Source organism: Enterobacter cloacae complex sp. 394F7, assembly GCF_057320385.1.
In genome coordinates this window covers 33732-58000 of the sequence record NZ_JBXWCS010000002.1, presented here as the reverse complement: position 1 = coordinate 58000, position 24269 = coordinate 33732, and the positions used below count along the sequence as shown (strand labels likewise).

General features: G+C 53.3%; 21 protein-coding genes and 1 pseudogene. 11 read left to right on the top strand and 11 right to left on the bottom strand.

Features of this window, described 5'->3' with window-relative positions; translation table 11 throughout:
• Positions 1-92: 92 nt before the first annotated feature.
• From AC2FAK_RS02745 to tyrR, 3 genes are all read left to right on the top strand, one after another.
• Positions 93-1490 carry a YcjX family GTP-binding protein gene (locus AC2FAK_RS02745; protein WP_095454496.1) on the top strand — a complete coding sequence of 466 codons (1398 nt, stop codon included), beginning with the start codon at positions 93-95 and terminating at the stop codon, positions 1488-1490.
• On the top strand, positions 1487-2539 hold the full coding sequence (locus AC2FAK_RS02740; protein WP_020689208.1) for a YcjF family protein: 1053 nt from the start codon (positions 1487-1489) through the stop codon (positions 2537-2539). Before AC2FAK_RS02745 ends, AC2FAK_RS02740 begins: the two co-directional genes overlap by 4 nt.
• Positions 2540-2652: 113 nt before the next feature.
• A complete protein-coding gene (tyrR, locus tag AC2FAK_RS02735; protein ID WP_013096421.1) occupies positions 2653-4194 on the top strand; it encodes a transcriptional regulator TyrR in 1542 nt (513 codons plus the stop codon).
• A 36-nt stretch (positions 4195-4230) separates the two neighbouring features.
• Here the strand turns inward: tyrR and AC2FAK_RS02730 are convergent, their stop codons facing one another.
• Together AC2FAK_RS02730 and tpx are read right to left on the bottom strand one after the other, a co-directional pair.
• Positions 4231-5439, bottom strand: a complete 1209-nt coding sequence (locus AC2FAK_RS02730; protein ID WP_095454495.1) for an aldose 1-epimerase family protein — start codon at positions 5437-5439, stop codon at positions 4231-4233.
• 320 nt (positions 5440-5759) lie between these two features.
• On the bottom strand, positions 5760-6266 hold the full coding sequence (gene tpx, locus AC2FAK_RS02725) for a thiol peroxidase (protein WP_013096423.1): 507 nt from the start codon (positions 6264-6266) through the stop codon (positions 5760-5762).
• 107 nt (positions 6267-6373) lie between these two features.
• Between tpx and ycjG the strand changes: the two genes are divergently transcribed.
• Complete coding sequence (gene ycjG / locus AC2FAK_RS02720) at positions 6374-7339, top strand: L-Ala-D/L-Glu epimerase (RefSeq protein ID WP_048970881.1); 966 nt, start codon at positions 6374-6376, stop codon at positions 7337-7339.
• Here ycjG and mpaA read toward each other — a convergent pair.
• Positions 7330-8043: a murein tripeptide amidase MpaA gene (gene mpaA, locus AC2FAK_RS02715; RefSeq protein WP_013096425.1), complete on the bottom strand. Its 714-nt coding sequence runs from the start codon at positions 8041-8043 to the stop codon at positions 7330-7332. The genes ycjG and mpaA overlap by 10 nt on opposite strands.
• Before the next feature lie 182 nt (positions 8044-8225).
• Between mpaA and AC2FAK_RS02710 the strand changes: the two genes are divergently transcribed.
• Positions 8226-9842 (top strand): peptide ABC transporter substrate-binding protein, encoded by a 1617-nt coding sequence (locus tag AC2FAK_RS02710; RefSeq protein ID WP_095454494.1) that lies wholly within the window; start codon positions 8226-8228, stop codon positions 9840-9842.
• 94 nt (positions 9843-9936) lie between these two features.
• On the opposite strand, the gene AC2FAK_RS02705 is transcribed toward AC2FAK_RS02710, so the two are convergent.
• Positions 9937-10866 (bottom strand): aromatic alcohol reductase, encoded by a 930-nt coding sequence (locus AC2FAK_RS02705; protein ID WP_095454493.1) that lies wholly within the window; start codon positions 10864-10866, stop codon positions 9937-9939.
• A 141-nt stretch (positions 10867-11007) separates the two neighbouring features.
• Here AC2FAK_RS02705 and AC2FAK_RS02700 point away from each other — a divergent pair, with 141 nt between their 5' ends.
• Positions 11008-11913 carry a LysR family transcriptional regulator gene (locus AC2FAK_RS02700; protein ID WP_095454492.1) on the top strand — a complete coding sequence of 302 codons (906 nt, stop codon included), beginning with the start codon at positions 11008-11010 and terminating at the stop codon, positions 11911-11913.
• 73 nt (positions 11914-11986) lie between these two features.
• Here AC2FAK_RS02700 and AC2FAK_RS02695 read toward each other — a convergent pair whose 3' ends face one another.
• Entirely contained in the window at positions 11987-12889 is a 903-nt protein-coding gene (locus AC2FAK_RS02695; RefSeq protein WP_095454491.1) for an SDR family oxidoreductase, read from the bottom strand.
• Positions 12890-12989: 100 nt separating this feature from the next.
• On the opposite strand from AC2FAK_RS02695, the gene AC2FAK_RS02690 reads away from it, so the two are divergent.
• Positions 12990-13859 carry a helix-turn-helix transcriptional regulator gene (locus AC2FAK_RS02690; RefSeq protein WP_094915362.1) on the top strand — a complete coding sequence of 290 codons (870 nt, stop codon included), beginning with the start codon at positions 12990-12992 and terminating at the stop codon, positions 13857-13859.
• A gap of 119 nt (positions 13860-13978) precedes the next feature.
• On the opposite strand, the gene AC2FAK_RS02685 is transcribed toward AC2FAK_RS02690, so the two are convergent.
• From AC2FAK_RS02685 to AC2FAK_RS02670, 4 genes are all read right to left on the bottom strand, one after another.
• Positions 13979-14542 carry a DJ-1/PfpI family protein gene (locus tag AC2FAK_RS02685; protein ID WP_095454490.1) on the bottom strand — a complete coding sequence of 188 codons (564 nt, stop codon included), beginning with the start codon at positions 14540-14542 and terminating at the stop codon, positions 13979-13981.
• 217 nt (positions 14543-14759) lie between these two features.
• Positions 14760-14978: an Ecr family regulatory small membrane protein gene (locus tag AC2FAK_RS02680; RefSeq protein WP_047023104.1), complete on the bottom strand. Its 219-nt coding sequence runs from the start codon at positions 14976-14978 to the stop codon at positions 14760-14762.
• Positions 14975-16207, bottom strand: coding sequence for a sensor domain-containing diguanylate cyclase (locus tag AC2FAK_RS02675; protein WP_095454489.1), 1233 nt, complete (start codon positions 16205-16207; stop codon positions 14975-14977). The genes AC2FAK_RS02680 and AC2FAK_RS02675 overlap by 4 nt, the downstream gene beginning before the upstream one ends.
• An 83-nt stretch (positions 16208-16290) precedes the next feature.
• Positions 16291-18429 (bottom strand): putative bifunctional diguanylate cyclase/phosphodiesterase, encoded by a 2139-nt coding sequence (locus AC2FAK_RS02670; RefSeq protein ID WP_095454488.1) that lies wholly within the window; start codon positions 18427-18429, stop codon positions 16291-16293.
• Between the two features lie 456 nt (positions 18430-18885).
• Between AC2FAK_RS02670 and AC2FAK_RS02665 the strand changes: the two genes are divergently transcribed.
• From AC2FAK_RS02665 to dbpA, 4 genes are all read left to right on the top strand, one after another.
• A complete protein-coding gene (locus AC2FAK_RS02665; RefSeq protein ID WP_065242442.1) occupies positions 18886-20040 on the top strand; it encodes a methyl-accepting chemotaxis protein in 1155 nt (384 codons plus the stop codon).
• Between the two features lie 120 nt (positions 20041-20160).
• Positions 20161-21144, top strand: a complete 984-nt coding sequence (gene zntB / locus AC2FAK_RS02660; protein WP_047023108.1) for a zinc transporter ZntB — start codon at positions 20161-20163, stop codon at positions 21142-21144.
• 274 nt (positions 21145-21418) lie between these two features.
• Positions 21419-21601, top strand: coding sequence for a proline-rich small protein YnaL (gene ynaL, locus AC2FAK_RS02655; RefSeq protein ID WP_071841849.1), 183 nt, complete (start codon positions 21419-21421; stop codon positions 21599-21601).
• A gap of 27 nt (positions 21602-21628) precedes the next feature.
• Positions 21629-23002, top strand: coding sequence for an ATP-dependent RNA helicase DbpA (gene dbpA / locus AC2FAK_RS02650; RefSeq protein ID WP_095454487.1), 1374 nt, complete (start codon positions 21629-21631; stop codon positions 23000-23002).
• Between the two features lie 46 nt (positions 23003-23048).
• Here the strand turns inward: dbpA and ttcA are convergent, their stop codons facing one another.
• Both ttcA and AC2FAK_RS02640 read right to left on the bottom strand, forming a co-directional pair.
• Entirely contained in the window at positions 23049-23984 is a 936-nt protein-coding gene (ttcA, locus tag AC2FAK_RS02645; RefSeq protein ID WP_094084697.1) for a tRNA 2-thiocytidine(32) synthetase TtcA, read from the bottom strand.
• Positions 23985-24021: 37 nt separating this feature from the next.
• Positions 24022-24268 (bottom strand): annotated as a pseudogene (locus tag AC2FAK_RS02640) (site-specific integrase); the annotation flags it as partial.
• Position 24269 lies beyond the last annotated feature (1 nt).

The window sequence follows — 24269 nt, the reverse complement described above, 5'->3', positions numbered from 1 at the left end:
AGCAATAATTATGAATTGATAATCAACGATCTGCCCCCATTTACTGTATTCTGAAGCAAGTCATTCCAGGCTTCCAGCGACGAAGGACGGCGATGAAGCGACTTAAAAACGAACTCAATTCTCTGGTGAACCGTGGCGTCGATCGCCATTTGCGTCTGGCGGTCACCGGGCTTAGCCGCAGTGGCAAAACGGCATTTATCACGGCGATGGTTAACCAGCTGCTGAACCTGCACGCCGGGGCACGCCTGCCGCTGCTCAGTGCGGTGCGGGAAGAGCGTCTGCTGGGCGTTAAGCGCGTTCCCCAGCGCGATTTCGGTATCCCTCGCTTTACCTATGATGAAGGGCTGGCACAGCTTTACGGTGACCCACCCGCGTGGCCGACACCCACGAGAGGGGTGAGTGAAATCCGTCTCGCGCTGCGTTTTCGTTCCAATGAATCATTGATGCGCCACTTCAAGGATACCTCCACGCTCTATCTGGAGATTGTGGATTACCCAGGCGAATGGCTGCTCGATTTACCCATGCTGGCGCAAGATTATCTCAGCTGGTCGCGACAAATGACCGGTTTGTTACAGGGTCACCGCGCGGAGTGGTCGGCAAAATGGCGGCAGTTAAGCGCAGGATTAGATCCGCTGGCACCCGCAGATGAGAACCGCCTGGCGGCGATTGCCGAAGCCTGGACGGATTATCTGCATCAGTGTAAACAGGAAGGGCTGCACTTCATCCAGCCAGGACGGTTTGTTTTGCCGGGCGACCTGGCGGGTGCGCCTGCGCTGCAGTTCTTCCCGTGGCCCGACGTGGATGGCGTGGGAGAGGCAAAGCTGGCGCAGGCAGACAAGCACACCAACGCCGGGATGCTGCGCGAGCGCTACAACTACTACTGTGAAAAAGTGGTGAAAGGTTTTTATAAAAACCACTTTTTACGTTTCGATCGTCAGATTGTACTGGTGGACTGCCTGCAACCACTCAACAGCGGGCCGCAGGCTTTCAACGATATGCGCCTGGCGCTGACGCAACTGATGCAAAGTTTTCACTACGGACAGCGTACGCTGTTTCGCCGCCTCTTTTCCCCGGTGATCGACAAACTGCTGTTTGCGGCCACCAAGGCCGATCACGTAACGGTTGATCAGCATGCCAACATGGTGTCGCTGTTACAGCAACTGGTGCAGGACGCCTGGCAAAATGCGGCGTTCGAAGGGATCAGCATGGATTGTCTTGGGCTGGCTTCCGTACAGGCGACGCAAAGTGGGCTGATTGATCTTAACGGCGAGAAAATCCCGGCCCTGCGCGGGAATCGCCTCAGCGACGGCGAACCGCTGACCGTGTATCCGGGCGAAGTGCCTGCACGCCTTCCGGGGCAGGCATTCTGGCAGAGTCAGGGCTTCCAGTTTGAAGCCTTCCGCCCACAGGTCATGACCGTCGATCAGCCATTACCGCACATTCGTCTGGATGCGGCGCTGGAGTTTTTGATTGGAGATAAATTGCGATGACGGAACCGTTAAAACCCCGCATTGACTTTACCGGGACGCTTGAGCAGGCGCAGCAGGAGGCCTTTAAAACGGCGCAGACGTTCAGCGGCGAGCAGGCAGAACATTTTGCGCCGGCCCTGACTGACGAGCCGTCCGTTGAGGAGGGCCAGGCGGAAGCGGTCGTTGAGGCTGCTTTACGTCCGAAACGTAGCCTGTGGCGTAAGATGGTCACGGCCGGGCTGGCGCTCTTCGGCGTAAGCGTGGTGGGACAAGGCGTGCAATGGGGTATCAACGCCTGGCAAACCCAGGACTGGGTGGCGCTGGGCGGTTGTGCTGCGGGGGCGTTGATCGTGGGGGCTGGCGTAGGGTCGGTTGTCACCGAGTGGCGTCGACTGTGGCGTCTGAGGCAGCGTGCGCATGAACGAGATGAAGCACGCGATCTGCTGCACAGCCACGGTACCGGAAAAGGCCGGGCATTCTGCGAAAAGCTGGCGGCGCAGGCGGGGATTGACCAGTCGCACCCGGCACTGCAGCGCTGGTATGCCGCCATTCACGAAACGCAAAATGACCGGGAGGTGGTGACGCTCTACTCGCATATGGTGCAGCCTGTGCTGGATGCTCAGGCGCGGCGCGAGATTAGCCGCTCTGCGGCGGAATCAACGCTGATGATCGCGGTCAGTCCGCTGGCGCTGGTGGATATGGCGTTCATCGCCTGGCGTAACCTGCGCCTGATAAACCGTATCGCCAGTCTTTACGGTATTGAGCTTGGCTACTACAGCCGGCTGCGGCTCTTTAAATTGGTGTTGCTGAACATCGCCTTTGCAGGTGCCAGTGAGCTGGTGCGCGAAGTCGGCATGGACTGGATGTCGCAGGATCTGGCGGCCCGTCTCTCAGCGCGTGCCGCGCAGGGGATTGGGGCAGGGTTGTTAACCGCACGTCTGGGCATTAAAGCGATGGAAGTCTGCCGACCACTGCCATGGATCGACGGAGATAAGCCGCGCCTGGGCGATTTTCGTCGTGAATTGATTGGGCAGCTCAAAGAGACGCTCAATAAAAAACCGGTTCAGTAACCGGTTTGTTTACTTATCGTGCTGGCTGTCAATCTTTCTTGACAGCCATCTTCCGCATCACCGTGTTCTGACATATCATTTTAAGGTTATTGGCTTAAAACGGTGAATTTCCCATGCGTCTTGAAGTCTTCTGTGAAGACCGTCTCGGTCTGACCCGCGAGTTACTCGATCTCCTTGTTTTACGTAGCATTGATTTACGTGGCATTGAGATTGATCCTGTCGGGCGAATTTACCTCAATTTTGCCGAAATTGAATTTAATACTTTTAGCAGCCTGATGGCTGAAATCCGCCGTATCGCTGGCGTTACGGATGTACGCACCATTCCCTGGATGCCGTCTGAGCGTGAGCACCTCGCATTGAGCGCCTTGCTTGAAGCCATGCCAGAGCCTTTCCTGTCACTGGATTTGAAAAGCAAAGTTGAGCGGGTAAACCATGCGAGTTGCCAGCTGTTCGCCCAGAGCCAGGACAAGCTCACTCATCACCATGCCGCGCAGCTGATCCCGGGGTTTAATTTCCAGCGCTGGCTGGACAGCAACCCGCAAAATACGCATAGCGAGCATGTGGTGATCAACGGGCAGAATTTCCTGATGGAGATTACGCCGGTGTACCTGAAAGGAGAGAACGACACTCGCGTTCTGACCGGGGCCGTTATCATGCTGCGCTCTACCGTGCGGATGGGCCGTCAGTTGCAAAATCTCTCCAGCCAGGATGTGGGAGCGTTCAGCCAGATCATTGCCGTCAGCCCGAAAATGCGTCATGTGGTCGATCAGGCCCGCAAGCTCGCCAGCCTGACCGCGCCGCTGCTGATTACCGGCGATACCGGGACCGGGAAGGATCTGCTGGCCCACGCCGTGCATCTTGCCAGCCCACGCGCGGCAAAACCGTATCTGGCGCTGAACTGTGCCTCTATTCCTGAGGATGCCGTCGAAAGCGAGCTGTTTGGCCACGCCCCGGAAGGCAAAAAAGGCTTCTTCGAGCAGGCGAACGGCGGTTCCGTGCTGCTGGACGAAATTGGCGAAATGTCGCCGCGCATGCAGGCCAAACTGCTGCGCTTCCTGAACGATGGGACCTTCCGTCGCGTAGGGGAGGATCACGAAGTTCACGTGGATGTGCGCGTGATTTGTGCCACCCAGAAAAACCTCGTTGAGCTGGTACAGAAAGGGATGTTCCGGGAAGATCTCTACTATCGACTGAACGTGTTGACGCTAAACATTCCGCCGCTGCGCGATTGTCCGCAAGATATCATTCCGCTGACGGAGCTGTTTGTGGCACGCTTCGCCGACGAGCAGGGGGTACCGCGTCCGAAACTGTCAGCCGATCTGGGTACGGTGCTGACGCGCTACGGCTGGCCGGGAAATATTCGTCAGCTGAAAAACGCCGTCTATCGTGCGCTGACGCAGCTGGAAGGGTACGAGTTGCGTCCACAGGATATCCTGTTGCCGGATTACGATGCCGGAACGGTATCGGTGGGCGAAGAGGCGATGGAAGGCTCGCTGGATGATATTACCAGCCGTTTCGAACGTTCCGTGCTGACACAGCTTTATCGCAGCTACCCAAGCACGCGTAAGCTGGCAAAACGCCTGGGGGTATCCCATACCGCGATTGCGAATAAGCTTCGTGAATATGGACTCAACCACAAGAAGGGTGACGAATAACGATAAAAGCCTCTGTAAAGAGGCTTTTTTTTGCACTTACTCTTTCGCCAGAGGCGTGGTAACTACCTCGACTTTTGTTTCTCCCTGAATCCCCGCAATTTTCTGTTCAACCTCTTTCACCTGTTCCTTGCTGTGAAGCAGGGTATAGGTCAGGTCGAACTGCGTGCTGGCGCCAGGTTGTAGCTGCTTAACGCGTTTCTGCTCGCGTTCAATGGTGACGGGATAGGCGTAGCTGGTTCCCGGCTCAATACCCGTGACATAGCCCTGTTTGAGCGTATCGGTATTTTTCCATAAGGTCAGGACAGGCAGTTGCCGCGTGTCGAACTGAATTGACGCACCTTTGTCTCCCGCTTTATTGACCACTGCCGCCAGGGTTTCATGATTATTATCCGCGAGCGGTTTGATATTGAAGACCATTTCATCAAAGCCCTGAGTGGGGCCGGCGTAGGTTTGCCAGTTATCCAGACCCGCTTTGGCATAGTCATTGAAAGGACCAATGCTGGCGGCCGGCGCAAGGAAGCGGGCACCTTCTTCGAGGATTGGCGTACCAAAGTTGCTGTGATAGATAATCTGATAATCATGAGGATAATCAGCATGGTTAGTCAGAACATCATGCAGGCTGAACTGGTTGCTGCCCGGTACGTAACGCAGTTCGGTCATCGTCTGCAGATCTGCTTTTTTAAACGTGCTCTCTTTGATTAATCCGCGAATACGAATTTCATGCGGTGCGGCATCAGCAACATCGACTTCCACCTGCGACGCAGGCGTATTTCCCGCCTTGCCGTGCAGGGTATAAATCTGACCGTCAGCCGTGACCGGGTGGCCTGTCCATTCATAGCCGCAACGAACCATCATTTCGTTGAAACCTTCCAGCCAGCCAAGTCCGTTTCGACTTTCCAGATTGATATAGGCCGGATTCACCACCTCTTTGACAGGAGAATCCCACCCCATTCGGGTACCAAAGCCTTCGACATGCAGCAGATTCATCCCACGCGTCGGGCTGAGGGTAATTGTCAGACCATTTTTGCTGCTGATAACGATTACCTTGCTGCCTTCCTGCTTGCCACCATGCAGGACTTTTTGCTCGATGCTGAAAGGCTGTCCCTGAAACTTCAGCTCATCGCTGGAAATTTTCCAGTTTCCTTTATCCACGCTGCTTTCAGCGCTTGTCAGCACCCAGGTTTTAGCGGCGGCATGTCCAGATATCAGTACCGCAAGGACCGTAAAAGCCAGTTTAATCTTCATATTTAATCCCTTTTGCTGAAACGATTTTTTAATCACGTAAGCAAATCTAATGTTTAGGCGAGAAGGGAAATGTGACGGGCTTCACTGGCGGAGAAATTGCGGTTTTTAAACCTTTATTATGCGTGAGCGATCTCATTATGGTGAGAATGGAACGTTTTTATTTCATGATGTATGTGATTTTAGAACGTTTTTGCTTTAACGATTCAGTTATTGAGGCAATAAAAAACCCCGCATCGGCGAGGTTTGGAACGCAAGGTCTATTCTTAAATAAACCTTTTATTTCATTACATTGCTAAGCTTTATAAAATGCCTGTAAATAATCAGGCTTTCAGTGATTCCAGCGCAGCGGTGTAGTCAGGTTCGGTGGTGATTTCGTTGACCAGTTCGCTGAACACGACGTTATCGTTTTCATCGATTACCAGCACGGCACGCGCCGCCAGGCCTTTCAGTGGGCCTTCAGCAATGCCAACGCCGTATTTTTCCAGGAAATCCGGGCTGCGCAGAGTTGAAAGGGTAATGACGTTGCTTAGACCTTCAGCACCGCAGAAACGGGACTGCGCGAATGGCAGGTCTGCTGAAACGCACAACACTACGGTGTTGTCCATTTCAGTGGCCAACTGGTTGAATTTGCGCACGGATGCGGCACAGACGCCGGTATCAATGCTTGGGAAAATGTTCAGTACTTTGCGTTTGCCAGCAAACTGGCTCAGTGTGACGTCAGACAGATCTTTAGCCACCAGAGTAAAAGCCTGCGCTTTGCTGCCAGCCTGAGGAATGGAACCTGCTACAGCAACCGGGTTGCCCTGGAAATGAACGAGTTGTGACATAGATATCTTCCTGTTTACATATAGTTAACGTCGAGGCTAGTGTATGCCATCAGCGGATAACACGGCAAACCAATTTTTTCGCCTTACCGGGCTGCAAGGAGTCAGTGATGAGAAGCGTTAAGGTCTATGAAGAAGCCTGGCCATTGCATTCCCCGTTTGTGATCTCCCGTGGCAGCCGAAGTGAGGCCTGCGTGGTAGTGGTCGAAATAGAAGAAGAAGGGGTTAAAGGGGTTGGTGAATGCACGCCGTATCCTCGCTACGGAGAAAGCCTTGCCTCGGTGATGGCGCAAATTATGACCCTGGTACCTGACCTGCAAACCGGGTTGACGCGTGAGGCGTTACAGCAGCGTTTACCTGCCGGGGCGGCCCGTAATGCAATTGACTGTGCGCTGTGGAGTCTTGAGGCGGCGAGGCAGCAGATATCCTTACCGTCACTGGTCGGCGTGACGCTTCCGGAGAAAGTGGTGACCGCGCAAACGGTGGTGATTGGCGAGCCGGAGCAGATGGCTGCCAGCGCAAAAGCGCTCTTTGAGGCTGGCGCCACGCTGCTGAAGGTGAAACTCGACGATCGTTTGATCAGTGAACGCATGGTCGCCATTCGCGCGGCGGTGCCGGACGCAACGCTGATTGTCGACGCCAACGAGTCATGGCACCCGGAAGGGCTGGCCGCGCGCTGCCAGCTGCTGGCCGATCTGGGTGTGGCTATGCTGGAGCAACCGCTTCCCGTACAGGATGATGCGGCATTGAAGAACTTTATCCACCCATTGCCGATCTGCGCCGATGAAAGCTGCCATACCCGCGAGAGTCTCGACGGTTTAGCGGGCTGCTATGAGATGGTGAATATCAAACTCGATAAAACCGGTGGGCTGACCGAGGCGCTGGCGCTGGCGTCGCAGGCACAGGCGAAGGGGTTTGCGTTGATGCTGGGATGTATGCTCTGTACTTCCCGGGCGATTAATGCGGCGCTACCGCTGGTGAATCAGGTCCGGTTTGCCGATCTCGATGGCCCGACCTGGCTGGCGGTTGACGTTTCGCCTGCGCTCACCTTCACCAGCGGAGTGCTTCATCTCTGAGGCTGCCAGCGCAGAAGATCTACCATCGCTTTCAGGTATTTTTCGCTGGCTTCGTCGGAAGATATCGGGGGGAATTCAGCGGTGATGCAGTGCAAATCCAGATCGGCGCACCAGCTACCAAATGACCCCGGTGTTTCATAGCCGACGCTGCTGACCAGAGGCAGGGCAAAGGCATCGGCAAGCCACTGCCCCAGCGCGGAGTGACGGGGATCCTCAATACAGGCCAGCGGATCGTGAAATGAGACAACCCACGCGGGGTGGATCTTGTGGATTAACTGGCAGAGCGCTTGTGTTTCTGGCTCTGAGCCGGGTTTTTCTCCCGTCAGTAACACCACGTCACGCTCTTCAGCCGAGCTGTTCCAGCGGTATACCGTTTCACCGGCGCGCCAGTTGGCCGCCGGGAAGTTGCGGTTTAAGTCTATCCCTCTCGCATTCGCCCGCAGCCCAAGCTGACAGCCATCCGGGTTGACGGTCAGGATCACATGATGTCGGCGTAGTGTCGGTGCAAGGGTGCGTAACGCGCAGGAGAGGGTGACGATCGAGGAGTTCTCATCGCCGTGCGTTCCCGCAATAATCAGGCCGCTATGACGATCGGCATCCGGTGCGGGAAACCAGATCAGCGGTGCACCTAAGAAAGACTGGCCATAATGTTCGGTGCCTGGCGGGAAAGCGCCACGTTCCGTTCTTGGTCGGGTAACTGCCATAGGAAATCCTGATAAAGAAGTGCTTACTGGCAGTGTTGTGCAAAACCCACGTTTAATCAAATAGTTTCATCGAAGGATGAAGATTGCCAGATATCACCTTTCCGGCTTAAGGTATTTGCATTTCGCCGTTTCGAAACAAATAATTACGCATTCGCGTATTACCGATTTCTAAAGGGGATCTCATGAAGCATCCTGTTTCGCTGCTTTTTTCTGCACTGTGCCTTTGCGGGCTATCGTCATTTTCTTACGCTGCTGATGTGCCAAAGGGGACGGTGCTGGCGCAAAAACAGGAGCTGGTCAGACACATCAAAGACGAACCCGCGTCACTGGACCCGGCCAAGGCCGTGGGGCTACCCGAGATTCAGGTGATTCGCGATCTGTTTGAAGGCCTGGTTAATCAGAATGAGAAAGGGGAGTTGACGCCGGGCGTGGCGACGCGCTGGCAGAGTAACGATAACCGCATCTGGACATTTACCCTGCGTGATGATGCAAAATGGTCTGACGGCACGCCGGTCACGGCGCAGGATTTTGTTTACAGCTGGCAGCGTCTGGTTGACCCGAAAACCACCTCGCCGTTTGCCTGGTTTGCTGCTCTGGCAGGCATTAACAACGCTCAGGCGATTATTGATGGCAAAGCCGCGCCCGATACGCTGGGGGTAGCGGCGGTGGATGCCAGAACGTTACGCGTTCAGCTCGATAAACCGCTGCCGTGGTTCAGCAACCTGACGGCAAACTTCGCGTTCTATCCGGTTCAGAAAGCGAACGTCGAAAGCGGTAAAGAGTGGACGCGTCCGGGCTCCCTGGTGGGCAATGGTGCCTATGTGCTGAAAGATCGTGTGGTGAATGAGAAGCTGGTCGTTGTGCCGAATACCCACTACTGGGATAACGCGAAAACTGTTCTTCAAAAAGTGACGTTTATTCCGATCAACCAGGAGTCTTCCGCCACCAAACGCTACCTGGCAGGCGATATTGATATCACCGAGTCGTTCCCGAAAAACCTTTATCAGAAATTGCTCAAGGATATTCCTGGACAGGTATACACGCCACCGCAGCTGGGAACGTATTACTATGCATTTAACACGCAAAAGGGCCCGACCGCCGATTCCCGCGTGCGTCTGGCGCTGAGTATGACCATCGATCGCCGGATTATGGCGGAGAAAGTGTTAGGTACGGGAGAAAAACCAGCCTGGCATTTCACGCCTGATGTGACGGCAGGTTTCACGCCAGAGACATCGCCATTTGAGCAGATGTCGCAGCAGGAGCTAAACGCGCAGGCCAAAACCTTGCTTCAGGCGGCGGGGTATGGCCCTCAGCGTCCACTGAAGCTGACCCTGTTGTATAACACTTCAGAGAACCATCAGAAAATCGCGATTGCGGTGGCTTCGATGTGGAAGAAGAACCTGGGAGTAGACGTCAAACTGCAAAACCAGGAGTGGAAAACCTATATCGATAGCCGAAACACAGGGAATTTTGATGTGATCCGCGCGTCCTGGGTCGGGGACTACAACGAGCCATCGACCTTCCTGTCGCTGCTGACATCAACCCACAGCGGCAATATCTCCCGCTTTAACGACCCGGCATACGATAAGATCATCAATCAGGCGACGCTTGAAACCACCGCGGAAGCCCGTAATGCGGATTACAATCGTGCGGAGAAGATCCTCACGGAAAAAGCGCCAATTGCGCCGATCTACCAGTACACCAACGGACGTCTGATTAAACCCTGGGTGAAGGGATATCCGATCAATAACCCTGAAGACGTGGCGTACAGCCGTACGATGTATATTGTGAAGCACTAATGCGATAACCGCAGGTAATCCTCGAAAATAATGAACTGGCGTGATTAGCACCGCCAGTTCCTCATTCTTTTTACCTTCGGAAGAAAGGAATGAATTAAATAATCGTTTTAAGCCAGGATTCGATATCCTGGGTCGGAATATTATTCCGGGCATTCCAGGTTTTATTCATCGGCCACCACATACCGTCGCCACGCGCGAAGGCCGCACGATAGCGAAGCATATGATCATCCGGATTTAAACGCAGTGCATCCTCCAGGGCGGGTAGGGATAATACCCTTTTGATAAAGGGTTGTTGAATAACACGCTCAACGGTTTCCGCCAGTTTTCCATAGGATGTAGTTTCCCCTGCGACAAAGATGATCTCATTAGCAATGCGCGGCTGATGTAAATAAATCGCGGTGGTCAGCCTGCCGATATCCGCAGGAGAGGTGACGGTAACCTGCGTTTCCCATCCGCCGAGGGCATTGATGGTTTTATTTGCTAGATTCACAACATCAAATGCAGGCTCGAAGAGAAAGCTGGTAAACATGCCGGTCGAAACGATCACCCATTCCGTTGTGTTCTGTTCACGCAATAATACCCTAACGTCATACTGCTCATCCCATACGGGTTGGCCGCTCCCTTTGCCGACCACATCGTAGTTCACGCCAAACTGCCAGGGAAAATAGCGTTGTACCCCTGCTTCCAGCACCGCGCGGGTAATTTTTAACTGTGTGCCAGCGCCAGCAACAAAGCCCATGCAGTTGATCACGGTATCAAAATCCCTAAAGTGAATTTTTAACGTTTCAGCTGAACTTTCAGCGACATCGACAGCGAGGAATGTTACCCCTGCATCAGCCAGATTTTGATGAATTTCAGACCGCAGTTTACCCTTGTTGTCCCATGAACCGGGCGATACGATAACAGAGATAGCTCCATCGCGCTGTGTTACTGCCGGCACCAGAGAATCCAACACGGCAGCGCCCAATTGTCCTGCACCAAGCACTAATACCTTTTCACCGGTCTTAAAATCATGTTCTTTCATGCTAAGTCTCACTTTGTTAAACCGTTTATTTTTCTGTGTACAGAGCAAGATTATGTCAGCAGAACACATTCATTAAGACCATGAACTCAGGTTAGACTGTTCGTGATAATGGGATAATTAAATCATCCAGGCAGGGGAAATATGGATAAGCTGGAATCAATGCAGGTCTATGTTTGCGTGGTGGATGCCCATAGTTTCGCCAGGGCAGCAGAAGTGCTGGGATTGCCGCGCTCAACGGTATCCCGGGTCATTAAGGAACTGGAAGCTTACCTGGGAATTCAACTATTACAGCGTAACACGCGCAAACTTAGCGTGACCGCAGATGGCCTGCGTTACTACGACGAATGCAGAAATATTCTGGCGGCTATTGCTGCAATGGAGTCTTCATTTCCTGGCCGAACTGCACAGCCTAAAGGTCGTTTTAAAGTCGGGATGCCGCAGTCTCTCGCCCGACATTACATTCTGCCCCAACTCCCGGCATTTCTGCGAGAGTATCCCGAACTGGAGTTGGTACTCTGTTCCAGCGATAACGTCGAAGATATCATTCAGGAAGGGTATGACTGTGTGATTCGTACCGGCAGGATCGAGGATTCAACAACCCTGGTCGCTCGTCCTCTGGCGAATTTTTCCTGGATGGTGGTGGCTTCTCCGACCTACATTGCTGCGCATGGCAGGCCGCAGTGTTTAGAGGATCTGCAACAGCATCAGGCTGTCGGCTACCTGAACCACCGTACCGGGCGTACCATCGACTGGTTCTTTACGCGGGATGAAGAAGATTACGCGATACGTATGAGAGAGACCCTGGTCGTTGATGATACGGACGCGTACATTCAGGCCGGGATTCAAGGGCTGGGATTGATTCGCGTGGCCAGTTATCTGGTTGCGCCCTATCTGCGGAGTGGGGCGCTGGTTGCCTGCATGGAGAGCTTCTCGTTCGATTTACCACTTTCACTGGTTTATCCGCAAAACCGATATCTTCCGCCTTCGGTACGCGTATTTTATGCCTGGAGCCGGGCGGTTTTACAGCAACCGGCAACCGATGATTAAACACGCTGTTGGACTGTGCTCTACCGTTCAATGCTCAAAAAAACGGGCGTAGCATTCACCCGTTTAATTGCAATCAGGACGATAACAGGGAGGCGTAATCCATATTCTCCAGATCATCGAGCAGGTTAGGCCCTGTGGGATGCCAGTTTAACTGTTGGCGAGTCCACGCTGATGTTGCGCGTAGATTCATGCCTGCAAACAGAGCAAACCAGCCAAAATGCGCTTCAGCTTCTGCAGGTGAAAGTGATATCAAAGGCAGGTCGCATTTACGGGCAATCACATGCGCAATATGCCGGAGGGGAACGCCTTCTTCTGCAACCGCATGATAGCGCTGGGCGCGCTCACCCTGTTCAAGCACCAGTCGGTACAATCTTGCTACGTCGCTGACATGTGCCGCAGACCAGCAGTTATTGCCCTCACCGATACAGGCAACTGCACCTTTTTCTATCGCGTTTTGTATGTACAGGCTGACGAATCCCTGACGGGAGGTATCGTGTACCTGCGGCAGACGTACCACCCGCAGATTCACACCGTCAGCGATCAGGGCGTTGCCCGCAATTTCAGACGCAACCCTGGGGTTCATGCTTGCAGCGTTAAACTGATCTTCCCGGGCCAGGGCCGCGTCGCCTTCATCGCCAATACCGGTACCGGAGGTGATAATAAATGGCCGATCGCTGCCTTTTAGCGCCTGGCCGATGGCGTGGATAACGCGTTGGTCTTTTTTACAATTTTCGACAAAATGGTGAAAATCATGGTCAAACGCGGTATGGATCACCGCATCGGCATGCTGAACAGCGGACACGATTGAATCTGGCCGTTCGAGTGTACCGCGATGAACATCGGCCCCTGCTTTTTTGAGCGCCTGTGCACTGCTGTCAGAGCGGGCAAGCCCGGTGACCTTATGCCCGGCAGTCAGCAATTCCGTCAGAATTTGGGAGCCGATAAAGCCGCTGGCTCCGGTAAGAAATACTCGCATAACGCACCTCCAGATAAGGGTTCCGTAACAGAGTAACGCTATAGTCATGCGATAAAAGTAGTGACATTATCAGGGTATACAACTTAACAGGATAACGACGATGCAAACGGCAATGCAGTCACTGGGTGACTTCCTGCGGGCGCGGCGTTTGCGCCTCGATCCTACCGCGTTTGGTTTTGAAGAGGGCAGACGGCGCACGACAGGTTTGCGTCGTGAAGAGGTTGCGCAACTCGCCAATATCAGTCCTGTCTGGTACACGTGGCTGGAGCAGGGCCGCGGCGGGTCGCCGTCGCGGGAAGTGCTTAACCGCATCGCCAGCGGGCTGCGTCTGACCCCGACGGAGCGCGAACACCTGTTCATTCTGGCGTTCGGCCATCCACCTGAGACGCAAATCACCATTTCAGTCGATATTGCGCCACGTCTGCAGCGAGTCCTTGACGCGTTCACCGTTCCGGCAATTGTTAAAACCGTAACCTGGGATGTAGTTGCCTGGAACCGTGCCTCGGCCTGTGTATTAACTGATTACAGCAAACTGCCGCTTGCGGAGCGTAATGTTATGCGCCGCATGTTTACCGATCCTGAGTTACGTCGCGCACAGGGAGACTGGCAGACGATGGCAAAACTGGTCGTTAACGCCTTTCGCGCGGATGTGGCACGGGCAGGTCAATCCGTAGAAAGCAACAATCTCGTTACTGAACTTTCTCATCGCAGCCCTGAATTTGACGCCTGGTGGCGCAGCAATGATGTCACCAGCCATGCTGAAGGGGCAAAACGCATTAATCATCCGCAGGCCGGGGCGATAGATCTCGAATTTTCGACCTTTATGGTAGAGGGGCGACCCGATCTGAGCATGGTCGTTTTTAATCCAGTGAATGAAGAGAGCCAGCGCAAAATTGTCGAGCAGGTGAGACAATCCCTGTCTCATGGCAGTGAATCAGACTGCCATAATGCTGCCGTCCACACCGCATAGGCTTGCATGGTCGGTGTCAGAATGATGAGACCGTAGCGCTGGCGGCGATAGTACTGAAGCAGGTACTGACACACTGAAGTAGCTCCCGCCTCGTTGCCGTTGACGGGAGCATGGATGATTTATTCCAACAACTTCGCAAATTTCGCCAGCCACTGCGGATGCGCAGGCCAGGCCGGCGCGGTGACCAGGTTACCGTCAACGTGAGACTGATCGATACCGATATCGGCGTACTCGCCGCCGCTGAGTCGCACTTCAGGCGCACAGGCCGGGTAGGCGCTACAGGTTCGTCCTTTTAAGATCCCGGCGGCGGCCAGCAACTGTGGGCCATGGCACACGGCCGCAATCGGTTTGTGCGCGGCATCAAATGCCTGCACCAGCTTCAGTACGTCATCATTTAACCGCAGGTATTCAGGCGCTCTGCCGCCAGGGATCAGCAGGGCGTGATAGTCCTGCTCGTTAACGGCGGAAAAATCGGCATTGAGGATAAAACGGTGACCCGGTTTTTCGCTATAGGTCTGAGCACCGTCGAAATCATGGATAGCGGTCATGATATAGTCACCCTTCGCTTTATCCGGGCAGACGGCGTCAACCTGATGGCCAATCATCTGTAAGGCCTGAAAAGGGACCATGGTTTCGTAATCTTCGGCGTAATCGCCCACCAGCATCAGGATTTTCTTGCTCATCATTTTCTCACTTTTATTGATAACGACGTTTTAGATATAGCCTGGTGTAGCGCAAATGTCGGAAATAAAAAAGCCCGTCAGAGCACGGGCAAAATAAGCAAGTGATTTAGCAATTCGTTACCAACATAATGGAGGATAACGGCGCATATCTTACGCGCCTGTTGAGTTGGCCGATACCTGATAATTTCGGTAGGTGAAACAACGGATTAAACGTGCGTTACAGCGCGTCGAAAGTGGGGTAAATGCTGTTTTCAATATATTCCGCCACTAACCAGATCTCGCCGCTGAAGATAAACCAGAATCCGAAAATAATAAGCATTAAAATAATTATGGTGAGGATTATTTCTGTTCTTCCCATTGCAGACGATACCCACCCATAGTCTTTTTCATCAAGATGGGCATTGTAGCGGGGCTTTATCCAATACACCAGTTTCATGCCGCCAGGACTTTATTTCGGCCATCATTCTTGGCGCGATAAAGCGCGTCATCTACCCGTTTAAAGAGATCGTCGATACTCTCATCCTGGTTGTGCCGCGCCACGCCAATACTGACCGTAAATCGCGGCAGGCCGGGGATCGAGATGCGGGCAACCGCTGCCCGGATCGTTTCGGCGATTTGTATTGCAGTATCGAGAGAGGTGCGTGGCAGCAGAATGACAAACTCCTCGCATCCCCAGCGGAACACGAAATCCTCTTTCCGGCTACAGGCCTCCAGGGTACGTGAAAGTGCGATGAGCACTTCATCCCCCTTCAGATGACCAAAAACGTCGTTGATATTCTTAAAGTGATCGGTATCCACCAGCAGTAAACTGAATTGCTGCTGTAGAGGCAGGTGCGTGAGATTCATTTGCTCAGCGATAATATAGAACTGTCGCCGGTTGAGCAGGCCTGTCATGGCATCCTGTAACGCGGCATGTTCCAGCTCAAGCTCCAGCCTTTTTTGCTCGGTGATGTCATGGATAATGCACAACATCAGTTTATCCCCGTAGATCTCAATTGGTCCGGCATAGGTCTGAACATGGCGGGTTGATCCATCGGCAAGGCGGTGCACAAAGTTGAGTGGCTTATGCCCACCCGGCAGAGCGGCGATTTCGCTCATCACTGGGATCACATCGCGCCCCAGAGTGTTGATCTCCCAGGTATGCTTGCTGCACATCTCCTCGTGCGAGTAGCCATAAAAGTTAAGCGCGGCGAGATTGGCATCAACAATTTGGCCGTCGCGAGCAGGGTCGATCAGTAACATCGGGGCGCTGTTTGTCAGAAAAAAGCGAGCATAGAATCCTTGCTTTTTTCGCTGGTAAGTAGCGGAGCGGCTCGCTTTACGCCCGGTCGGTGCCGGATGTGAAATCCCTTCAAAAACGATAATGTCGCCGTACGGCGCATGGTGGGTCAGCGAAAGACGACAGCTCAACGCGATTTCATGCCCGTCGCGCCAGACTGTCCAGATCTCGACAATCTCCTGGTCCGTTTTCAACTCAGGGATATACATCGACAGCACGTCTTGCGCATTGGCTGAGAAAGCGCCTTTTCGCAGATCATCCACCGTTTTATCCCCCATCACCTGAACCGCGGCCGTATTCGCAAAAATAATATGGCCAGAAACGGGGGAGACCAGCCACACGGGAGTTTTAATGACATTCAGCGCATCAAAATAATTTTGCGACATAAGGAATTCCTGTACATCGGCACAATATGCCTGACGATCACGACGGAATCGACTCGCGTGGACTCCTCTGAACCATACTCCAGTTAACCCTGTGTAGCATGATTTTTTTGTGAAACAAAAGCGGATTCCGAATGAATTTTACCAATTGGTATAATCTGTTTCTGTGAATTAATCTGCAGCAGTAGCCACGGGATCTGTTCGGCAGGCAAAGGTCTGGCGAACAGAAAACCCTGCAAATAATCACACCCGAGTTCTGTTAACACCGCTCGTTGCTCTTCTGTTTCGATCCCTTCGGCAACAACATACATCTCCATGGTCCGGGCAATATTAATAATGGTCTCCACCAGCTTGCGGCTTTTCTCATTTTCCAGCATTGACGTCACAAAGCTTTTGTCGATTTTGAGCTCTTTTGCCGGAAGCACGCTGAGCATAAGCAGATTAGAATAACCGGTGCCAAAATCATCAATAGAGACGGTGATCCCGGCCTGGTTGAATGCACTCAGTAATTCGATACTGCGGTCGAGATTTTTAAGGGCAGTGCTCTCCGTCACCTCAAGGATGAGCCGGGAAGGAGAAAGATTATATTTCTGCAACAGAGACGATACGGTCTGAAAGATATCCGGCTGTTCAAACTGAATAGAGGATAAGTTAAAAGACAACGTCCAGTGGGCAAAACCTTGTTCAGTCCAGAAATACAGCTGACGGCATGCGGCCTCAATCGCCCAGTTACCCACGGGAATAATTAAACCCGTCTGTTCAAGCGAAGGTAAAAACAGATTCGGCAGTAGCACGCCTTGTTCGGGATGTCGCCAGCGAAGAAGCGCCTCAAAGCCGTGGATAGTTCTCTCTTCAGCGTGCCAGGTGGGTTGATACCACAGCTCAAACTGATCGCGCTCAAGCGCCTGCGTGAGTTCCTGCAAAAAACCGGGGTTAGCCGGGATCGCCGTCGACATCTCTGTCCGGTAGACCGCCCAGTCGTTTTGGCCTTGCTTTTTAACGTACTGCATTGCCGCATCTGCTTTTAGCTTTAACTCATGCAGCGTTTCGCCATCCTGCGGATAACGACTGACGCCAGCGCTGAGCGTTGTACTCAGCGTATGCCCGCATACGGAAAGCGGGCGGCGCACATCGTCGAGCAGCGTTGAGAGGAGGGACTGGAGTTTGTCGTCATCACATTCTGGAACCAGCAGAATAAAAGCATCGCCCCCCAATCTTGCCAGGGTCATCTCACGGGTAAGCCTCGCCGTGATGCGCTGCGCAATGGTGATTAACAACTCATCCCCAACGTTATGTCCCCAGGTGTCATTAACCTGTTTAAAGTGATCAACGTCGAGGAAGATCACGGCAAATTGTTTATTGCTAAGCAACGCGCTGCGCAGGCAATCCTGCATGCGCAGGTCCATCTGGTGGCGATTAGCAAGGCCGGTAAGGGCATCAAACCGTGCCTGTAGTTCAAGCTGTCGATTGAGCGCCTGAAGGTTGTCCGTGAGCCGGTTGGTACGCCAGTGGGAATCAATGAGTGAGATAATCAACATCATGCCGAGCAGGCACAGCGTGGTGACCGACACCCCTATCGATAATCCCAGTTCGCTGATACCGCCGGGTAGGGGATGAGCCATATCACTGAACTGAGCGGCCCGCATGCCGGTGTAGTGCATGGCACAGATGGCAGCGCCCAGAACTAAAGCGGCGAGAATGCGATTGATAAAGATCCCTTTTCGCTGATGCCGCAGGTGAAAGGCCAACCAGAGCGCGGCACCGGAGGCCATTACGGCAATCAATACGGATAAACCGATGATGGGGTGATCCCAGATGATGGGGCTGTCCAGCATCAGTGCGGCCATACCGATATAGTGCATTGACACCACGCCTGCGCTCAGAATTAAGGTAGAGAGAAGCAGTCTGAAGGGCGAAAGGCGAGCGCCCGTCACGGCAATATTCATTGCCAGCATAGACGCCACCACCGCGACGCCCATTGAGGCGAGGGTTAACCAGAGGTTGTAGCTCATGATCATGGGCATTTTCATCGCTAACATACCAATGAAATGCATCGACCAGATCCCGACGCCCAGCGTAAGCCCTCCGGCAAAACGCCAGAACAGAGCGGCCTTCCCGCTGGAAAGCGGGATTTTCCCGGCATTCTCCAGGGCCACAAACGAGGCGATAAAGGCCACAAGATAAGAGATGGCTATTAACACTGGGTCCCACGATACATTGAGCATTATGCAATCCCACGCCAAAGGGGTTACTGATTTCGCCAACCGGGACAGATCTTTATCTGGCTGCGTGCAGGCGAGTTCAAACAATATTAGTTATAGGGTACGTAAAACGGCCCGCACTATTAAAACGCAAAACTGTAAGCAATATAAAATATATTCTCAGTTCTAACTTGTTAAGCACAGCTAAACAAGGACAGTTAATTGCAACAAAGTCTCTAAAATAGGGTGGTGATTAACCCATTTAGCCGCAGGTGATGGTATCGCTTAAGTTCGTGTCAGACCAGTATCACAGTATCCATGGCACAATATTTCCCACAATACGCTTTTTTTATCTCACTTAAGTTAAATTGCAGGTTACTAACTGCGAAACGACAAAGTACCGCTATTCGTGAGGACAAACGCCAGTACGAATGCTATAAACCTTAATGCCGACCAAAATATTAAGTTGTGGGAATAATCATGCTAAAAAATATTAGTGTCAGAACCTTCATTGTCTATTTCCTTTTGTCTCTTTTTTTGCTAAACGCAGCTGTCGTCTTTCTATTTACCGGCGCATCGTCACTCTTAATAACGCTCAATGTAATAAATGTGATTGCTCTTTTTTTACTCTGGATTTACATGACCCAATATCTTGTGACACCGATCAATACTGTGAAAAAAAGTATTGAAGAAGTCACGGCAGGGAATCTTGGCGTGACAATCCCCGAGTTTGGCAACAACTGCGCAGGGCGTTTAATTCCCGGGATTAACAGCCTTTCGGGCAATATTGCAACACTGGTCCGGGAAATCAGGGCGTCGTCACAAACCGCCATGACCTTATCGGATCAACTCTCCGCACGCAGCGCGCAGCTATCAGTGAAAACGGAGCAGCAATCGGCTTCGCTGGTGCAAACCGCAGCCAGCATGGAGCAGATGGCTGCGAGCACCAAAAACAATGCTGATAACACCCGACTCGCCAGTGAACAGGCCAATCAGGCAACGCTTCAGGCGCGTAAGGGGGGCGAGCTGATGGGGCAGGTTGCTCACAATATGCAATCGATCACCGAATGCGCACAGCAAATGACGGAAATCATCTCGATGATCGACGGGATTGCCTTCCAGACCAATATCCTTGCGCTTAACGCGGCCGTTGAGGCGGCAAGGGCGGGAGACCACGGAAAAGGCTTCTCTGTGGTCGCGGAGGAGGTGCGAAATCTGGCACACCGCAGCGCGGAAGCGGCGAAGAACATCAAAACGCTGATTGAAGTCACCAGCAATAACGTTACACAGGGCGTGACGGTAGTGTCAGAAGCGGAAAAAAACATGCGTGAGATTGTGGCCGGATCCGGCAATGTCAGCCGTCTGATGGATGAAATTTCCAGTTCCACATCCGAGCAGGAGAAGGGAATTTCACAGATTACGCTGGCATTATCAGAGCTGGAAAGGGTTACGCAAAGCAATGTGGCGATGGCGGAGGAACTTAACGGATCCTCCGACGTGCTGCGCAATCAGGTTATCGAACTGCAGTCACGGACACGCAATTTCCGGCTCGACGGGGGATACGCGGCTGATAGTTCGTTAACTGCACCGGTTGTTCCGCTGGCGTTCCCGCAGCGACAAGGACATTCCGCCTGAAGGGACACCGCCGTTACCCGTACAATTCCCGAGCGATTTCAGCGCCATGCGGAACATAGTGGTTGCGTAACCTCTGCCGAAAGCTAGACTGACAACGAAAAGCTAAAAGGTGGAGGCGTTGTGGAGAGCATAAAAGGGTCTGAACTGAACGTTCCTGACGCAGTGTTTGCGTGGGTGTTTGACGGTAAAGGCGGTGCCCGGCCGCTGGAAGACAACGACGTGATCGATCACGCGCATCCCTGCTGGTTACACCTGAACTATACCCATCCGGACAGCGCTGACTGGCTGGCATCCACCCCATTGCTGCCAAACAACGTGCGTGATGCGCTGGCAGGGGAAAGCCTGCGGCCACGCGTGAGCCGGATGGGGGACGGTACGTTGATCACGCTTCGCTGTATTAACGGCAGCACGGATGAACGTCCGGATCAGTTGGTGGCGATGCGCGTCTATATGGATGATGGGCTTATTGTTTCCACTCGGCAGCGTAAAGTGCTGGCGCTGGATGACGTGGTAAACGATCTGAAAGAGGGCACCGGGCCGACCGACTGCGGAAGCTGGCTGGTGGATGTCTGCGATGCGCTTACCGATCACGCGAGCGAGTTTATCGAAGAGTTGCACGATAAAATTATCGATCTGGAAGATAACCTGCTCGATCAGCAGATACCGCCGCGCGGTTTCTTGGCGTTACTGCGCAAGCAACTGATTGTGATGCGCCGCTACATGACGCCACAACGTGATGTATATGCCCGTCTGGCCAGCGAGCGTCTCAGCTGGATGAATGACGACCAGCGCCGTAGAATGCAGGACATTGCTGACAGGCTGGGGCGCGGGCTGGATGAAATTGATTCCTGTATTGCCAGAACCGCAGTAATGGCCGATGAGATAGCACAGGTGATGCAGGAGTCGCTGGCCAGAAGAACCTACACGATGTCGCTGATGGCAATGGTCTTTTTACCCAGTACCTTTCTGACCGGTCTGTTTGGCGTAAACCTGGGCGGCATTCCCGGCGGTGCTTATCGCTACGGCTTTACCGCGTTTTGCGTCATGTTAGCTGCTTTGATTGGCGGTGTTGCATGGTGGTTGCATCGTAGTAAATGGTTGTAAATTTACGCTTTTTCCACCTTTTGCGCGGATCAAAACGCTCTTTTAATTGAGCAAAGTCAATAAACAGAAACCGTGTAAGGTGCATTATTACTCCCGCAGGTGAATGCAACGTCAAGCGATGGGCGTTGCGCTCCATATTGTCTTACTTCCTTTTTTGAATTACTGCATAGCACAATTGATTCGTACGACGCCGACTTTAATAGTCGGCTTTTTTTTGCCTCCCGTTTCTCAGGGTCTACCCTAAAAGGGTCAATCCAAAAAACTGGAGGGAAAGATGAACCATCTACTCGCGCTGCAACTGCTTCATTCACGGCAGTCCGATCCGGTCCCGACCGACCCAACGCCTATGCCCGATCCCATTCCGCGTCCGCAACCTATGCCCGACCCGCCGCCCGATGAAGAACCGATTAAATTGTCGCATCGAACCCCGAGATCTGCGAGGATACGCGCCATCTGACCGCAAAGATGACCACGAGAGACTATTGTGACCGCTTTTTCTACCCTGAATGTTCTGCCTGCCGCCCAACTCGATAACCTCAACGAGTTGGGATACCTCACGATGACACCTGTTCAGGCGGCCGCATTACCCGCCATTCTTGAGGGGCGCGATGTTCGCGTACAGGCAAAAACCGGCAGTGGGAAAACGGCAGCGTTCGGTCTTGGACTGTTACAGCATATAGATGCCACCCTGTTCCAGACCCAGTCTCTGGTTCTGTGCCCGACCCGCGAACTGGCTGACCAGGTCGCGGGTGAGTTGCGTCGTCTGGCGCGTTTCCTGCCCAACACCAAGATCTTAACCCTCTGCGGCGGACAGCCGTTCGGGGCGCAGCGTGATTCGCTCCAGCATGCGCCTCATATTATTGTCGCGACACCTGGCCGTCTGCTGGATCATCTGCAAAAAGGCACCGTTTCACTGGATGCCCTGCAAACGCTGGTGATGGATGAAGCGGACCGTATGCTGGACATGGGCTTCAGCGACGCGATCGACGAAGTGATCCGCTTCGCGCCGGAAGATCGTCAGACATTGTTATTCTCTGCGACCTGGCCTGACGCCATCGCTGCGATCAGCGGTCGTGTACAAAAAAATCCGCTGACGATTGAAATCGACAGCGTGGATGCGCTGCCTGCCATCGAGCAGCAGTTCTTTGAAACCTCGCAGCAGGGCAAAATCCCGCTTCTGCAGAAATTGCTGAGCCAGCACCAGCCTGCCTCCTGCGTGGTGTTTTGTAATACCAAAAAAGATTGCCAGGCGGTGTGTGATGCCCTGAATGCCGCCGGGCAAAGCGCGCTGTCATTGCATGGCGATCTGGAACAGCGCGATCGTGACCAGACGCTGGTTCGCTTCGCGAACGGCAGCGCCCGTGTGCTGGTTGCAACCGATGTCGCCGCACGCGGGCTGGACATTAAATCGCTGGAGCTGGTTGTTAACTACGAGCTGGCCTGGGATCCAGAAGTACACGTTCACCGCATTGGGCGTACCGCACGTGCCGGAAACAGCGGGCTGGCCATTAGCTTCTGCGCGCCGGAAGAGGCGCAGCGCGCCAATATCTTGTCTGAAATGCTGCAGATAAAGCTTAACTGGGTGAACACTCCGGGGAACGTTCGCGTTGTGCCACTCGAAGCCGAAATGGCAACGCTGTGCATTGATGGCGGCAAAAAAGCCAAGATGCGTCCAGGCGACGTATTAGGCGCGCTGACAGGGGACATGGGAATGGATGGCGCCGATATCGGCAAGATTACCGTTCATCCGGCACACGTATATGTGGCAATCCGCCAGGCGGTTGCGCATAAGGCATGGAAGCAGCTGCAAAACGGGAAAATTAAAGGCAAAACCTGCCGGGTCAGATTGCTGAAATAAGCGGCAGAAAAAACGCGTCTCAGACGGACTCTGAGACGCGACAGGATTATTTCACTTCAAGTACGTTCAGGCGCAGCTCGTCAAACTGATTATCATCCTCTTCCGGCTGCCAGCCTGCAGGCTGCATGGGGATCTCTTCCCGATCAAACGCCAGATCGCCGCCATTCACCACTTCTGAATCATGGTTGATGCCTTTGAAGTCGAACAGCTCAACATCCGCAAGGTGAGAAGGCACCACGTTCTGCATTGCGCTGAACATGGTTTCGATGCGCCCTGGATAACGTTTATCCCAGTCACGCAGCATGTCACCAATGACCTGGCGCTGCAGGTTCGGCTGAGAGCCACACAGGTTGCATGGGATAATCGGGAAAGCTTTCGCCTGGGAGAAGCGTTCAATGTCCTTCTCGCGGCAATAGGCGAGAGGGCGGATGACAATATGTTTGCCGTCATCGCTCATCAGCTTAGGCGGCATGCCTTTCATCTTTCCGCCGTAGAACATGTTCAGGAACAGCGTTTGCAGGATATCGTCGCGGTGATGACCCAGCGCAATTTTGGTGGCGCCCAGCTCCGTCGCAGTCCGGTACAGAATGCCACGACGCAGACGAGAGCAGAGAGAGCAGGTGGTTTTGCCCTCCGGGATCTTCTCTTTTACGATACCGTAGGTGTTTTCTTCGACGATTTTGTACTCAACGCCCAGCTTTTCGAGATATTCCGGCAGGATATGCTCAGGGAAACCCGGCTGTTTCTGGTCAAGGTTTACGGCCACCAGGGAGAATTTCACCGGCGCGCTCTGTTGAAGATTACGCAGGATCTCCAGCATGGTGTAGCTGTCTTTACCCCCCGACAGGCAAACCATGATGCGGTCGCCTTCTTCAATCATATTGAAGTCTGCAATGGCTTCGCCCACATTACGGCGCAGCCGCTTCTGCAGCTTGTTCAGGTTGTATTGTTCTTTCTTTGTATTTGATTGATTGTCTTGCATTTATTGCTACCTTCGGAGCCAGCAGGGGCAAAAGTTTTCAGTGTGCCAGCTTAGCGTTAAGCATCAGCACCTGTTCGCCATTCATTTTCCACGCATTCTATGCCGCAACTGTCTGGCTATGAAAGATGGGTTAACGCCGGCAGTCAATGCCAGCGGGCAAAAGTATGTCGCGTATGGTACGGATTCCGGCGGCGAATACCAGCACGTTTTACAGCGATGAAGGATCTTGTGCCGACTTGCGGTAAAGCGTAATCGGCTTTCTGTTCGCCATCAGCGAGACGTGGT

Excerpts from the sequence above, each read along its gene's own strand:
- tyrR (WP_013096421.1), top strand. The coding sequence starts at position 2,653 with ATGCGTCTTGAAGTCTTCTGTGAAGACCGTCTCGGTCTGACCCGCGAG.
- AC2FAK_RS02705 (WP_095454493.1), bottom strand. The coding sequence starts at position 10,866 with ATGAAAGAACATGATTTTAAGACCGGTGAAAAGGTATTAGTGCTTGGT.
- AC2FAK_RS02665 (WP_065242442.1), top strand. The coding sequence starts at position 18,886 with ATGCTAAAAAATATTAGTGTCAGAACCTTCATTGTCTATTTCCTTTTG.
- AC2FAK_RS02670 (WP_095454488.1), bottom strand. The coding sequence starts at position 18,429 with ATGCTCAATGTATCGTGGGACCCAGTGTTAATAGCCATCTCTTATCTT.
- AC2FAK_RS02675 (WP_095454489.1), bottom strand. The coding sequence starts at position 16,207 with ATGTCGCAAAATTATTTTGATGCGCTGAATGTCATTAAAACTCCCGTG.
- tpx (WP_013096423.1), bottom strand. The coding sequence starts at position 6,266 with ATGTCACAACTCGTTCATTTCCAGGGCAACCCGGTTGCTGTAGCAGGT.
- AC2FAK_RS02745 (WP_095454496.1), top strand. The coding sequence starts at position 93 with ATGAAGCGACTTAAAAACGAACTCAATTCTCTGGTGAACCGTGGCGTC.
- AC2FAK_RS02680 (WP_047023104.1), bottom strand. The coding sequence starts at position 14,978 with ATGAAACTGGTGTATTGGATAAAGCCCCGCTACAATGCCCATCTTGAT.
- ycjG (WP_048970881.1), top strand. The coding sequence starts at position 6,374 with ATGAGAAGCGTTAAGGTCTATGAAGAAGCCTGGCCATTGCATTCCCCG.
- AC2FAK_RS02740 (WP_020689208.1), top strand. The coding sequence starts at position 1,487 with ATGACGGAACCGTTAAAACCCCGCATTGACTTTACCGGGACGCTTGAG.
- ynaL (WP_071841849.1), top strand. The coding sequence starts at position 21,419 with ATGAACCATCTACTCGCGCTGCAACTGCTTCATTCACGGCAGTCCGAT.
- AC2FAK_RS02685 (WP_095454490.1), bottom strand. The coding sequence starts at position 14,542 with ATGAGCAAGAAAATCCTGATGCTGGTGGGCGATTACGCCGAAGATTAC.
- AC2FAK_RS02695 (WP_095454491.1), bottom strand. The coding sequence starts at position 12,889 with ATGCGAGTATTTCTTACCGGAGCCAGCGGCTTTATCGGCTCCCAAATT.
- AC2FAK_RS02730 (WP_095454495.1), bottom strand. The coding sequence starts at position 5,439 with ATGAAGATTAAACTGGCTTTTACGGTCCTTGCGGTACTGATATCTGGA.
- AC2FAK_RS02700 (WP_095454492.1), top strand. The coding sequence starts at position 11,008 with ATGGATAAGCTGGAATCAATGCAGGTCTATGTTTGCGTGGTGGATGCC.
- AC2FAK_RS02690 (WP_094915362.1), top strand. The coding sequence starts at position 12,990 with ATGCAAACGGCAATGCAGTCACTGGGTGACTTCCTGCGGGCGCGGCGT.
- ttcA (WP_094084697.1), bottom strand. The coding sequence starts at position 23,984 with ATGCAAGACAATCAATCAAATACAAAGAAAGAACAATACAACCTGAAC.
- AC2FAK_RS02710 (WP_095454494.1), top strand. The coding sequence starts at position 8,226 with ATGAAGCATCCTGTTTCGCTGCTTTTTTCTGCACTGTGCCTTTGCGGG.
- mpaA (WP_013096425.1), bottom strand. The coding sequence starts at position 8,043 with ATGGCAGTTACCCGACCAAGAACGGAACGTGGCGCTTTCCCGCCAGGC.